The following is a 13,076-nucleotide window of genomic DNA, read 5'->3' on the forward strand; positions in this document are numbered from 1 at the left end:
GCCCCGTCGGGAGGACGGGGCCCCGCACAAGGTCACTTGGTGTTGATGACCTTGTCGATCGCGGTGTCCGCGTCCTTCGCGGCGGCCTCGACCGACTTCTTGCCGTTGGCGATCTCAATGAGCATCGTCTTGAGGATCTGGGCCTTCTCGACCTGGCCCCAGCCCGGAGCGGTCGGGACGAACCAGCTGGACTCGGCGGCGGTGGCCGGGACCGTGGTGGCCGGGTCGGCCTTCAGCGGGGCGAGGTCCGCCTTGTTGTTGGGCAGGTTGCCCTTGGCGACGAGGCCCTTCTGGCCCTCGGCGCCGGTGAAGGCGGCGATCCACTCGGCGGCGACGCCCTGCGCCTTGGACTTGACCGGGATGGCCAGGTCCGAGCCGCCGAGGAAGACCGGGAGGTTCTTGCCGGACGGGCCGGGCATCACGAAGTTCTCGAGCTTGTCCTTCAGCCCGCCGACCTTGTCGCTCTTCGGGTCGGCCGCGGTGGCGCCTTCCCAGCCGGCGGCGAACATCGTGGCGGCGTTGCCCTGGCCGAAGACGACGGGACGGTCGGACTCGTCCTTCGTCTTGTCGCCGTGCATGTACTTGTCGATGATGTTCTTGTACTCGTTGAGGCCCTTGACGGACTCCGGCGAGGAGAGGTTCGCCTTCCAGGTCTCGCCGTCCTGCTTGGCGATCGAGCCGCCGGCGTCGAAGACGAAGGACATCGCGGCGTACCAGTCGGGCGACGGCTGGTACCAGGCGCTGAACTTGCCGCCCTTCTTCTTCTGGATGGCGTCGAGGGCGGCGGTCAGCTCGGCCCAGGTCTTCGGGGCGGCCTTGACGCCCGCCTCGGCGGCGATGTCCTTGCGCCAGGTGCCCACGCGGCCACCGGCGTAGTAGGGGACGCCGTAGGTCTTGCCGTTGTAGGTGACCGAGTCCTTGAGGGCGTCGAGCCACTTGTCCGAGTTCTCGAACTTCGACGCGTCGACCTCGGCGAAGGCGCCCTTGGCCATGTAGCTGATCATCTCGGAGTTGCCCATCTCGACAACGTCCGGGGCCTTGTCCGTGGCGAGCACCGCGTCGAGCTTGGTGTTCTTGTCCGGCCAGCCGTAGTACTCGTGCTTGATCTTGATGCCGGGGTGCTTCTTGACCACGGCGTCGTCGGCGGCCTTGACCAGCTCGGGCCAGTTGTTCTGGGCGTCCACCGTCAGCCAGACGGTGATCTCCTTGACGTCGCCCCCGGCCGAGTCCCCACCCTTGTCCGAACCGCCACACGCCGCGATCGAGACCATCATGCCCGCGACGCCGATCGCCGCGATGAGCTTGCGCTTCACGCCACCCTCCTCAGGGATGCCTGCAACCCCTGCCCACCGCGCGAAGACATACGCCGAGTAATGCTCGTGGGGCTGGGACCTGGTCTTTAATGGTTTAGACCAGTACCGGGAGCTTGGCCTAGACCTTTAGGGGTGTCAAGGGTGTATAAGAAGGGCAGTCGGGTCCGTTATCGGACCGACACCTGAGGGAGGGCGACGACCCGTGACCGGTCCGTGCCACCATGTGAGCCGCGACAGACGGAGGAGCCGGTGACGGCAGCAGCACAGGAGTCGGGAAGGCAGGCCATGGCCACGGACGCGGGCAGCACGGAGACGGAGGGCGGGGCCGCCACCCGCACCGCGCGCGTGCCCAAGTACTACCGACTGAAGCGGCATTTGCTCGACATGACGGAGACCCTGCCGCCCGGCACGCCGGTCCCGCCGGAGCGCACCCTCGCCGCCGAGTTCGACACCTCGCGCACCACCGTGCGCCAGGCCCTGCAGGAGCTGGTCGTCGAGGGCCGCCTCGAACGCATCCAGGGCAAGGGCACCTTCGTGGCCAAGCCCAAGGTCTCGCAGGCGCTGCAACTGACCTCCTACACCGAGGACATGCGGGCCCAGGGCCTGGAGCCCACCTCCCAGCTGCTCGACATCGGGTACGTCACCGCCGACGACACCCTGGCCGGACTGCTCGACATCTCCGCGGGCGGCCGGGTGCTGCGCATCGAGCGGCTGCGCCTGGCGAGCGGCGAGCCGATGGCGATCGAGACCACCCACCTCTCGGCCAAGCGCTTCCCGGCGCTGCGCCGTTCGCTGGTGAAGTACACCTCGCTCTACACCGCGCTGGCCGAGGTGTACGACGTACACCTCGCCGAGGCCGAGGAGACGATCGAGACCTCCCTGGCCACTCCGCGCGAGGCCGGGCTGCTCGGGACGGACGTAGGCCTGCCGATGCTGATGCTCTCCCGTCACTCCCTGGACGCCCAGGGCGAGCCGGTCGAGTGGGTGCGCTCGGTCTACCGCGGCGACCGGTACAAGTTCGTCGCCAGGCTGCAGCGCCCCAACGGCTGAGCCGCCGCCCGCCATTCCCCGACAAAAGACCCCAGCCGCGTCCGATATTCGGACGGGGGTTCCATACGGCGTACCCGTCCCCTAGATTTCCTGCCCATTACACAGGTGATCAGCGAGGGGACGGTTCGCCGTATGCCGGAAACACAGCAAAGACAACCAACCGTCACACCCGTGCGGGTGGTGGTGGCGCTCTGCCTGTTCGCGCCGTTCGTGGCGATGCTCTGGGTGAGCTCGTACGCGAAGGTCGAACCGACCTTCATCGGCATCCCGTTCTTCTACTGGTACCAGATGGCCTGGGTCGTCATCTCGACCGTGCTGACCATGATCGCGTACCAGCTGTGGCAGCGTGACCAGCGATCCCGCAAGGGAGGTGGGTCGAAGTGAAGGACGGCGTGAACGGCGTCGCACTCGCCGTCTTCATCTTCTTCTTCCTGGCCGTCACGGTCATGGGCTTCCTCGCCTCGCGCTGGCGCAGGGCCGAGAACGAGCACAGCCTCGACGAGTGGGGCCTGGGCGGCCGCTCGTTCGGCACCTGGGTGACCTGGTTCCTGCTGGGCGGCGACCTCTACACCGCCTACACCTTCGTCGCCGTCCCGGCGGCGATCTACGCGGCAGGCGCGGCCGGCTTCTTCGCCGTGCCGTACACCATCCTGGTCTACCCGCTGATCTTCACCTTCCTGCCGCGCCTGTGGTCCGTCTCGCACAAGCACGGCTACGTCACCACCTCGGACTTCGTCCGCGGCCGGTTCGGCTCCAAGGGCCTGTCGCTGGCGGTCGCGCTGACCGGCATCCTCGCCACCATGCCGTACATCGCGCTCCAGCTCGTCGGCATCCAGGCCGTCCTGGACGTGATGGGCGTGGGCGGCGGCGAGACCACCCACTGGTTCATCAAGGACCTGCCGCTGCTGATCGCGTTCGGTGTCCTCGCGGCGTACACGTACTCCTCGGGTCTGCGCGCCCCGGCGCTCATCGCCTTCGTCAAGGACACCCTGATCTACATCGTCATCGCGGTGGCGATCATCTACATCCCGATCAAGCTCGGCGGCTTCGACGAGATCTTCGCCAAGGCCGGCGAGGCCTACGCGACGGTCAACCCGGCGACCGACAAGCCGCGCGGCGCGCTGGTGCCGGGCGAGATGGGCCAGTGGGGCTATGCCACGCTGGCGCTCGGGTCGGCGCTCGCGCTCTTCATGTACCCGCACTCGATCACGGCGACGCTCTCCTCGCGCAGCCGTGACGTCATCCGCCGCAACACCACGATCCTGCCGCTCTACTCCCTGATGCTGGGTCTGCTGGCGCTGCTCGGCTTCATGGCGATCGCGGCCGGGGTCAAGGTCAGCAACGGCCAGCTCGCCATCCCGCAGCTGTTCGAGAACATGTTCCCGGACTGGTTCGCGGGCGTGGCCTTCGCCGCGATCGGCATCGGCGCGCTGGTGCCGGCGGCGATCATGTCGATCGCCGCGGCCAACCTCTTCACCCGCAACATCTACAAGGACTTCCTGAAGCCGGACGCCACGCCGGAGCAGGAGACCAAGGTGTCCAAGCTGGTGTCCCTGCTGGTGAAGGTCGGCGCGCTGGCCTTCGTCCTCACCATGGACAAGACCGTCGCCATCAATTTCCAGCTCCTCGGCGGCATCTGGATCCTGCAGACCCTGCCGGCGCTGGTCGGCGGTCTGTTCACCCGCTGGTTCCACCGCTGGGCGCTGCTCGCCGGCTGGGCCGTCGGCATGGTGTACGGCACGGCGGCGGCGTACGGAGTGGCCAGCCCGACCCAGAAGCACTTCGGCGGCTCGTCCGCCGAGATCCCGGGCATCGGCGAGATCGGCTACATCGGTCTCACCGCCTTCGTGCTCAACGTCGTCGTCACCGTCGTCCTCACCTTCGTCCTGAGGGCGGTCAAGGCGCCGGACGGCATCGACGAGACCTCTCCGTCGGACTACACCGCGGACGCGGGCGACCCGGGGGTCGAGACCGAGCTTCCCAAGCTCGGCGCGAACACGCACTGACCGCTCGCTCCGGGGCGGAGGGGCTGAAAGGCGGACGCACCGGAGGAGGAGCGACACAACATGTGGGGGGTGCCGCAAGCGGCGCCCCCCACATGTATGCTCATCTCGCTGTCGCCGCAGGGGAATCCGGTGGAAATCCGGAACTGTCCCGCAACGGTGTGTTGGTGTGCTTTTGCGCTCACGCGAGTCCGAAGACCTGCCGACAGTGCGCCCGGTCCGTCCGTTCCGGGTGCCAGAGTCGTCCGGGCCTCGCGGAGTGGGCCGGTGGACACGGCGCGCGCCCGCGTGAAGGGGTGCCCCCTGCCGTCCGCCTCCCGCCGCCGCCCCCGGGCCGAGCGAGGGAGAGCCCCACGTGACCATCGCGCCAGCCGATCCGGCCACGGCGATCGAGAGCGACGGACCCGGCACCATGCTGCTGCGGACCCTGACCGACCTCACCGCCGATCTCCCCGACACCGACCCGGGCAAGGTCGCCGCCGCCGCGCTGCGCGGCCGCAACGCCTCCTCCGACGAGGCGGAGCTGCGGGAGCTGGCCACCGAGGCGGCCGCCGGTCTGATCGCCGAGGACCCGGCCTACTCCCGGCTCGCGGCCCGCCTGCTGACGATCACCATCGCCGACGAGGCCGCCGGCCAGGGCGCGATCACCTTCTCCTCCTCGGTGGCCGTCGGCCACCACGAGGGTCTGATCGCCGACCGCACGGCCGCGTTCGTCCGGCAGCACGCCGCCCGGCTGGACGCGCTGATCGACTCCGCCGCGGACGACCGCTTCGGCTACTTCGGCCTGCGCACGCTCTTCTCCCGCTACCTCCTGCGCCACCCGATCACCCGCAAGGTGATCGAGACCCCGCAGCACTTCATGCTCCGGGTGGCCTGCGGGCTCGCCGAGGACGACAGCGCCCGCGCGCTCGACGAGGTGGCGGCGCTCTACGGGCTGATGAGCCGGCTCGACTACCTCCCCTCCTCCCCCACGCTCTTCAACTCCGGCACCCGCCACCCGCAGATGTCGTCCTGCTATCTGCTGGACTCGCCGAAGGACGAGCTGGACTCCATCTACGACCGGTACCACCAGGTCGCCCGGCTCTCCAAGCACGCCGGCGGCATCGGCCTGTCGTACTCCCGCATCCGAGCCCGCGGCTCGCTGATCCGCGGCACCAACGGGCACTCCAACGGCATCGTGCCGTTCCTCAAGACGCTGGACGCCTCCGTCGCCGCCGTGAACCAGGGCGGGCGGCGCAAGGGCGCGGCCGCCGTCTACCTGGAGACCTGGCACGCGGACATCGAGGAGTTCCTGGAGCTACGCGACAACACCGGTGAGGACCAGCGGCGTACGCACAACCTCAACCTGGCGCACTGGATCCCGGACGAGTTCATGCGGCGGGTCAACGCCGACGCCCCGTGGTCGCTGTTCTCCCCCGCCGACGTGCCCGAGCTGGTCGACCTGTGGGGCGAGGAGTTCGACGCCGCCTACCGCGCCGCCGAGGCCAAGGGGCTGGCCCGCAAGACCATGCCGGCGCGCGAGCTGTACGGCCGGATGATGCGGACGCTGGCGCAGACCGGCAACGGCTGGATGACGTTCAAGGACGCCTCGAACCGGACCGCCAACCAGACGGCGGAGCCCGGCCACACGGTGCACTCCTCCAATCTCTGCACGGAGATCCTGGAGGTCACGGACGACGGCGAGACCGCGGTCTGCAACCTGGGCTCGGTCAACCTCGGCGCCTTCGTCGACCTGTCGACCGGCGACATCGACTGGGAGCGGCTGGACGCGACCGTCCGTACCGCCGTCACGTTCCTCGACCGGGTCGTCGACATCAACTTCTACCCGACCGAGCAGGCCGGGCGCTCCAACTCCCGCTGGCGGCCCGTCGGCCTGGGCGCGATGGGCCTCCAGGACGTCTTCTTCCAGCTGAAGCTGCCCTTCGACTCGCCCGAGGCCCGCGCGCTGTCGACGCGGATCGCCGAGCGGATCATGCTCGCGGCGTACGAGGCCTCCACCGACCTCGCCGAGCGCAACGGCCCGCTCCCGGCCTGGGAGAAGACCCGCGCCGCCCGGGGCGTCCTGCACCCCGACCACTACGACGTCGCGCTGACCTGGCCCGAGCGCTGGGCCGCGCTGCGCGAGCGGATCGCGGCGGTCGGCATGCGCAACAGCCTCCTCCTCGCCATCGCGCCGACGGCGACGATCGCGTCGATCGCGGGCGTGTACGAGTGCATCGAGCCGCAGGTCTCCAACCTCTTCAAGCGCGAGACGCTCTCCGGGGAGTTCCTCCAGGTCAACTCCTACCTCGTGGACGAGCTGAAGCGGCTCGGCGTGTGGGACGCGCAGACCCGTGAGGCGCTGCGCGAGGCCAACGGCTCGGTCGCCGACTTCGGCTGGGTGCCGGCCGAGGTGCGCGAGCTGTACCGCACGGCGTGGGAGATCCCGCAGCGCGGACTGATCGACATGGCGGCGGCCCGCACCCCGTTCCTGGACCAGTCGCAGTCCCTGAACCTGTTCCTGGAGACGCCGACGATCGGCAAGCTGTCGTCGATGTACGCGTACGCCTGGAAGCAGGGGCTGAAGACGACGTACTACCTGCGCTCCCGCCCGGCGACCCGGATCGCCCGCGCGGCCCGCGCCGCGACGCCCACCGCCGCCCCCATCCCCGTCCAGCAGGCCGCCGACCCCGACGCGGTCGCCTGCTCCCTGGAAAACCCCGAGTCCTGCGAGGCCTGCCAGTGATGAGCTCCCACGACCAGAAGAACCTCCTCGACCCGGGCTTCGAGCTGACGCTGCGTCCCATGCGCTACCCGGACTTCTACGAGCGCTACCGGGACGCGATCAAGAACACCTGGACGGTGGAGGAGGTCGACCTCCACTCCGACGTCGCCGACCTCGCCAAGCTGACGCCGGGCGAGCAGCACATGATCGGCCGGCTGGTGGCGTTCTTCGCGACCGGTGACTCGATCGTCGCCAACAACCTCGTGCTGACGCTGTACAAGCACATCAACTCGCCCGAGGCGCGGCTGTACCTCTCGCGCCAGCTGTTCGAGGAGGCCGTGCACGTCCAGTTCTATCTGACGCTGCTCGACACCTACCTCCCCGACCCGGACGACCGCGCCGCCGCGTTCGACGCCGTCGAGAACATCCCCTCCATCCGCGAGAAGGCGCAGTTCTGCTTCCGGTGGATGGACTCGGTCGAGAAGATGGACCGGCTGGAGACCCAGGCGGACCGCCGGCGGTTCCTGCTCAACCTCATCTGCTTCGCCGCCTGCATCGAGGGCCTGTTCTTCTACGGCGCCTTCGCCTACGTGTACTGGTTCCGGTCCCGCGGTCTGCTGCACGGTCTGGCCACCGGCACCAACTGGGTCTTCCGTGACGAGACGATGCACATGAACTTCGCCTTCGAGGTCGTGGACACCGTCCGCAAGGAGGAGCCGGAGCTGTTCGACGACGCCCTGCGTCAGCAGGTCACCGACATGCTGAAGGAGGCCGTGGAGGCGGAGCTGCAGTTCGGCCGCGACCTGTGCGGCGAGGGGCTGCCGGGCATGAACACCGAGTCGATGCGCGAGTACCTCCAGTGCGTCGCCGACCAGCGCCTCCAGCGCCTGGGCTTCGCCCCGGTCTACGGCTCCGAGAACCCGTTCGCGTTCATGGAGCTCCAGGGCGTCCAGGAGCTGACCAACTTCTTCGAGCGCCGCCCGTCCGCCTACCAGGTGGCGGTGGAGGGCTCGGTGGACCTCGACGAGGACTTCTAGGGCGTGTTTCGGAAGTAGCGTCGTCCGCCCGCAGGGCGGGGCTGGGGGCGTCTGGTGCGTGCGATCGCAAGGCGGAGGAAGGAGAGCGCAGCGGGCTGCGCCGACGACCGACAACGCAGCGAGCGTGCGTGCCAGGCGCCCCCAGCCAGACGGGACTTTCGACACACGCCCTAGTCCTCCGTACGCGACGAAGGGCCCCGCTCCGGGGGGAGCGGGGCCCTTCGTCGTACGCGGGTACGGGATCAGTCGTTCGGGACCGTCTCGTAGCGCGGGGTGCCCTCGGCCATCTGGCGCAGGGCGTCCTTGCGGTCGCGCTTGGAGAGGCGGTCGATGTAGAGGTAGCCGTACAGGTGGTCCGTCTCGTGCTGGAGGCAGCGCGCGAAGTAGCCCGTGCCGCGGACCTTGATGGGGTTGCCCTGGGGGTCCTGGCCGCGCACCACGGCGTAGTCGGGGCGGGCCAGTTCGGCGTAAGCGGTGGGGACGGACAGGCAGCCCTCGTTGGACTCGTCCAGGGCCCGCAGCTCGGCCGGGATCTCCTCCAGGACGGGGTTGCAGACGACGCCGACGTGGCGGACGCCCTCGTCGTCCATGCAGTCGTAGACGAAGACCTTGAGGTCCACGCCGATCTGGTTGGCCGCCAGGCCCACGCCCTCGGCGGTCTTCTGGCTGGCGAACATGTCGTCGATCAGCGTCGCGAGGCCGTCGTCGAACTCGGTGACGTCCTTGCACTCGCGGTGGAGCACGGGATTGCCGACGACCGTGATCGGACGCGACGTGCCCCGCTCGCGGTGGGCGAGCTCGCGCGCCTCGCAGTCCTCCGTGTCCACGACGAAGCCGTCGTTGATCTGCTCGTCCGTCTCCTGCTGCGCCATGTCCGGCCGCGCCTTCCTGAAAACCCGATTCCGTCGGAGGACAGCCTACGGGCCCGCGGGGACGGACTCAGCAGACCTCTTCGAGATCCCGCCACTCACGGCTGTCGGGGCTGTCCGCCACCCAGCCGTCGAGGAGCCCGCGGACCAGACCGACGGGAGCGGCGATGCCGCACTCGCGTTCGGGCACCCAGAGCTCTCCGGGCGAGCGGTGTCCCAGCGGGCCGGGGTGGCCCGGTTCGCTGTGGTCGTGGGGGTCGAGGTGCTCGCCCTCGCCCTCGGCGCTGGGCATCGTCGACTCGGAGCAGGAGCGGCAGAGCAGCCGCACCGACGAGGACCAGTCCTCGGCGGCGAATCCGGCGTCGGCGGCGAGCCGCTCCAGGGCGTCCCGGTCCTCCTCGGTCGCGGCCTCCAGGAGGACCACCCAGGTCGGCACGGGCGACGGCGCCCACAGCTCGATCTCGTCGAAGACGGGATAGGAGGGGCCGGCGGTGGTGGTCCGCTCGCCGTTGGGCACGCCGTCGTGGAGGACGACCTCGCCCCAGCGGCGGCCGGATGACGGCAGCGGGATGGAGAGCACCTCGATGCGGGCCGGGTCGAGCCGGCGGCCCCAGACGACCTCCGCCTCGCCCTCCGGGGAGAGCCGCACGGCCGCGCTGCCCAGCTCCATTCCGGCGGGCTCGCCGGTCCCGGCGGAGGCGCCGGGCACCTTCAGTCCGTAGGCCTGCCAGGCCCGGCGGGCCAGCGGCCAGTCCTGGAGCGCGGTGGCGGCGATGCCGACGTTCCACCAGTCCGGGGCGCCGGTCTCCTTGTCGAGCAGCGCGACGGCGCGCAGCCCGGCGGCCCGGGCCTGCTCCCAGTCGTGCCGGAACTTGTGCAGCAGCGCCAGGTTGAACCAGGACTCCGAGAGCCAGGGCTCCAGATCCGCCGCGCGCGTGAGCAGCGCGCCCGCGTCCTCGTACCGGCCGTCACCGATCAGCGTGAACGCGCGGTCGGTGGCCTGCCGCCACGAGGCGGAGGGCCGATGCCGTACCTTCCCGAAGATCCTCACGATTCCCGCCTGCCGGTCGTTTCACCCTCTTGTTCGCATCCAACCATGCCCGGTTGGACGCGCGCTCATTACCCATGGGTTACCCAGGAGGGACGGGGGCGACGCCGCCGCGTCCCAGGACTCTGGCCAGGGACTCCACGACCTCGGGGTGGAAGTCGCGCGCGGTCCCCAGCCGCAGCCGCTCCAAAGCGCTCAGGGCACCTCCGACGCCTTCCCGCGCCCAGTCGTCGTACGCGTTGACGGTGCGGACGATCCGGGCGGGCAGCGGCTGCTCCCCGTACGGGTCGGCCTGCCGCTCCACCACCACGGCGACGGCGGGCGGGACCCCGGTCTGGCGTACGACGGCTCCGCCGAGCAGCGCTATCCGGCGCTGCTCCTCGGCCGGCAGGGGGGCGGTGGCGCCGTCGGGGACGGGGTCGACGAGGGAGAGCTGGCCGATGTCGTGCATCAGGGCCGCGTACTCCAGAACGGTCAGGTCGGGCCCGGACAGGCCCAGCTCGCGCCCGACGGCCGTGCTGAGGGCGGCGACCCGGCGGGCGTGGCCGGGCGGGGTGTAGCCGGCGATCTCGGTGGCGCGGGCGAGGGAGGCGATCGTCTGTCCGTTGGTGGTGCGGACGGCGGTGTAGCGCCGGAAGGAGACCTGGGCGAGCAGCAGCGGGACGCAGAAGACGGGCAGCGCCCAGAGGCCGGTGGCGGCCACGCCGAGGGCCATGACGCAGCCGGTGGCGCCGACGGCGGAGCCGATGCCGATGAGGGCGCGCAGCTCGTCGCGGAGCAGGGGGCCGTAGGGGTGGCCCGTACGGGCGCGGAGCATCAGGGCGGCGAGGACGGCGTCGCAGAGGGCGGTGAGGAGGAGGAGCACGAGCAGGAGGAGGGCGTAGGAGGGGCCCTGGCCGATCCGGTGGGCGATCTCGCCGCTGTTGTAGAGGGGCTGGAAGCAGAGGGCGGCGAAGCCGACGGTGAGGATCCGCCGGGCGAGGTGGTCGAGGTCGGGTCCGGCGCCGCGGGCCACGTGCGGCACGATGCCGAGGAGTCCGCCGGCGACGGCGACGGCGATGATCTGCGGGACCCCGTGGGTGGTGGGGACGCCGCCGCTCTCGCCGAGGAGGGCGTACGCGAGCGCTCCGGCGGCGGCGAGCGGGGCGGGCTCCCGTTCGCCGGGCAGGGCGCCCCAGCGGGCCAGCTCGCCGAGGGCGATGAGGACGCCGAAGGCGAGGGCGTTGCCCGGTTCGGCGACGCCGTACCAGAGGGTGGCGGCGAGGGATCCGGCGGTGAGCAGGAGCGCCGCGCCGTAGAGCGCCCCGACGGTGACGGCGCCGCCTCTCACGCGCTGCCCCGGCGGCGGGGCGGGGCGGGCTCGGACCCGGCCGTCCGGCCGGCGGCCGGTCCGGCCTGGGGTCGCGGCGGCGGGAGGCCGGGCCCGGTGCGCGGCTCGTCGGCTGCGGGCGCGGTGGGCCGCCGGCCGGCCTGGCGGCTCGTACGCGGCTGGTCGGTCCCACGGCCCGGGCGCGGTTCCCCGGCTTCGGGGGTTCCGGAGGCCTGGCGCGGCTCCTCGTCGGCGGTGACGGCCGTCTGCCAGCCGTGCCGGTCGAGGGCGCGCACCAGCGCCCGTACCATCCGCGGGTCGAAGTGGGTGCCGGCGCACCGCTCCAGCTCCGCCAACGCCGTCCCCACCGGCCGGGCGCGGCTGTAGGAGCGGGTCGACGTCATGGCGTCGAAGGCGTCGGCGACGGCGACCACCCGGGCGAACTCCGGGATCTGTTCCCCCTTGAGCCCGTAGGGGTAGCCGCTGCCGTCCATGCGTTCGTGGTGGTGGAGGATCGCCGTCCGTGCCTCGCCGAGGAAGCCGATGCCCCGGACGATCTCGTGGCCGTACTCCGGGTGCAGCTCGATGACCCGGCGCTCGGGCGGGGTCAGGGGCCCGTCCTTGCGCAGCACGCGGGTGGGCACGCCGAGCTTGCCGACGTCGTGGAGGATCCCGGCGAACCGCAGGAGCTCCAGCCGTTCCTCCGTCATGTCCAGCTCACGGGCGATCAGCACCGAGGCGCGGCCGACCCGTTCGCTGTGGCCGCGGGTGTACCGGTCCTTGATGTCGACGGCCTGGACGAGGGCGCGGATGGTGGCCTGGTGGGCGGCGCGTTCGCGGTGGTACTGGGCGAAGACCCAGCAGGAGATGTACATGGGCAGCAGGACGAAGAGGGCGGCGACGGGTCCGTACGAGCTGCGCCACAGCACCGCCATCATCAGCCCCGCGAGCCCGTGGACCGTGTGCGGGGCGAGCGCGCGGCCGAAGAGCCCGCGCCAGGCGGTGCGCGGGGCGAGCCCTTCGGCCGTGGCCCGGATGCCGCCGTCCAGGGCGGTGAGGACCAGGCAGAAGGCGAGCGCGGCCGCGCCGGCCGGGAGCAGGACGTAGGGGAGTCGGGGGTCCGCGGGCCGTCTCCGAGGGCCTCGTGGGGGCGCAGCAGCTCCGCGACGAGCGCGGCCGCACCGACCGCGATCATCAGTTGGGCGGCCCGCCAGGCGCGGCGTACCGCGACGGGCGGCTTGTCGATCCGGGCGAGGAGGGCGCCGGGCAGCGGGGTGAGCGCGGCGGCGGCGGGCGGCAGGAGCAGCGCGGCGGCCAGCAGGACGGCGAAGAAGGAGCCGGCGCCGAGCGGTCCGCCGCCGGCCGCCCGGCCGAGGGGCCGGCAGCGGGCGGGCAGCTCGCAGACGGCGTAGAGGGCGGCGAGTAGCGCCACCGTGCCCCAGGGGGTGGCGGCGCCGGGGCGGAGCGCGGGGGCGCCGCACGCGGCGGCGCCGAGGAGGGCGCAGCAGACGTACGCGCGTGCCGCTCGCGGAATCACCATCACGCCCATCACCCTTGTCACGCTAGCGAGTCGGGCGCGCGGGAACGGCCGGCTGTCACCGATTCGCACCATCGGGTGATACAAGCTGATATACGCGGGAGGGCCACCGCGATCGCGTCGCGGTGGCCCTCCTCGTCGGCGTCTTCCGGCGGCCCGCCGCCCGGCGCCCGTCAGGCGCCCGGCTGCTCGGCGGCGGCTGCTCG

At 71.2% G+C, this 13,076-nt stretch carries 9 protein-coding genes, 1 pseudogene and 1 riboswitch; of the genes and pseudogenes, 5 read left to right on the forward strand and 5 right to left on the reverse strand.

Annotation, left to right across the window (positions count from 1 at the left end; translation table 11 throughout):
* Positions 1 to 32: 32 nt before the first annotated feature.
* Positions 33 to 1,313 (reverse strand): extracellular solute-binding protein, encoded by a 1,281-nt coding sequence (locus ACFZBD_RS12385; RefSeq protein WP_391139297.1) that lies wholly within the window; start codon positions 1,311 to 1,313, stop codon positions 33 to 35.
* Positions 1,314 to 1,598: 285 nt separating this feature from the next.
* On the opposite strand from ACFZBD_RS12385, the gene ACFZBD_RS12390 reads away from it, so the two are divergent.
* The 5 genes from ACFZBD_RS12390 to ACFZBD_RS12410 all read left to right on the forward strand — a co-directional run bounded on the left by ACFZBD_RS12390 (position 1,599) and on the right by ACFZBD_RS12410 (position 8,107).
* Complete coding sequence (locus tag ACFZBD_RS12390; protein WP_046907340.1) at positions 1,599 to 2,363, forward strand: GntR family transcriptional regulator; 765 nt, start codon at positions 1,599 to 1,601, stop codon at positions 2,361 to 2,363.
* 132 nt (positions 2,364 to 2,495) lie between these two features.
* Positions 2,496 to 2,747, forward strand: a complete 252-nt coding sequence (locus ACFZBD_RS12395; protein WP_391139298.1) for a DUF3311 domain-containing protein — start codon at positions 2,496 to 2,498, stop codon at positions 2,745 to 2,747.
* A complete protein-coding gene (mctP, locus tag ACFZBD_RS12400; RefSeq protein WP_391139299.1) occupies positions 2,744 to 4,369 on the forward strand; it encodes a monocarboxylate uptake permease MctP in 1,626 nt (541 codons plus the stop codon). The genes ACFZBD_RS12395 and mctP overlap by 4 nt, the downstream gene beginning before the upstream one ends.
* A 59-nt stretch (positions 4,370 to 4,428) precedes the next feature.
* A riboswitch (cobalamin riboswitch) is annotated at positions 4,429 to 4,588 on the forward strand.
* 133 nt (positions 4,589 to 4,721) lie between these two features.
* On the forward strand, positions 4,722 to 7,091 hold the full coding sequence (locus ACFZBD_RS12405; protein WP_391139300.1) for a ribonucleoside-diphosphate reductase subunit alpha: 2,370 nt from the start codon (positions 4,722 to 4,724) through the stop codon (positions 7,089 to 7,091).
* Complete coding sequence (locus ACFZBD_RS12410) at positions 7,091 to 8,107, forward strand: ribonucleotide-diphosphate reductase subunit beta (protein ID WP_391139301.1); 1,017 nt, start codon at positions 7,091 to 7,093, stop codon at positions 8,105 to 8,107. Before ACFZBD_RS12405 ends, ACFZBD_RS12410 begins: the two co-directional genes overlap by 1 nt.
* Before the next feature lie 242 nt (positions 8,108 to 8,349).
* Here the strand turns inward: ACFZBD_RS12410 and def are convergent, their stop codons facing one another.
* The 4 genes and pseudogenes from def to ACFZBD_RS12430 all read right to left on the reverse strand — a co-directional run bounded on the left by def (position 8,350) and on the right by ACFZBD_RS12430 (position 12,882).
* The gene (def, locus tag ACFZBD_RS12415) at positions 8,350 to 8,979 is read right to left on the reverse strand and encodes a peptide deformylase (protein ID WP_391139302.1); all 630 of its coding nucleotides are present in this window, start codon (positions 8,977 to 8,979) and stop codon (positions 8,350 to 8,352) included.
* A 67-nt stretch (positions 8,980 to 9,046) separates the two neighbouring features.
* Positions 9,047 to 10,027, reverse strand: coding sequence for a tetratricopeptide repeat protein (locus ACFZBD_RS12420; protein ID WP_391139303.1), 981 nt, complete (start codon positions 10,025 to 10,027; stop codon positions 9,047 to 9,049).
* Between the two features lie 79 nt (positions 10,028 to 10,106).
* Entirely contained in the window at positions 10,107 to 11,354 is a 1,248-nt protein-coding gene (locus tag ACFZBD_RS12425; protein ID WP_391139304.1) for an HD domain-containing protein, read from the reverse strand.
* Positions 11,351 to 12,882 (reverse strand): annotated as a pseudogene (locus ACFZBD_RS12430) (HD domain-containing phosphohydrolase). The gene ACFZBD_RS12425 and the pseudogene ACFZBD_RS12430 overlap by 4 nt, the downstream one beginning before the upstream one ends.
* Positions 12,883 to 13,076 lie beyond the last annotated feature (194 nt).

The sequence above is a fragment of the Streptomyces sp. NPDC008121 genome, assembly GCF_042957155.1.
Classification (GTDB): domain Bacteria; phylum Actinomycetota; class Actinomycetes; order Streptomycetales; family Streptomycetaceae; genus Streptomyces.

Bases quoted from the DNA above. Each gene is read 5' to 3' on its own strand.
- ACFZBD_RS12390 (WP_046907340.1), top strand. From the start codon at position 1,599: ATGGCCACGGACGCGGGCAGCACGGAGACGGAGGGCGGGGCCGCCACC.
- ACFZBD_RS12395 (WP_391139298.1), top strand. From the start codon at position 2,496: ATGCCGGAAACACAGCAAAGACAACCAACCGTCACACCCGTGCGGGTG.
- ACFZBD_RS12410 (WP_391139301.1), top strand. From the start codon at position 7,091: ATGAGCTCCCACGACCAGAAGAACCTCCTCGACCCGGGCTTCGAGCTG.
- def (WP_391139302.1), bottom strand. From the start codon at position 8,979: ATGGCGCAGCAGGAGACGGACGAGCAGATCAACGACGGCTTCGTCGTG.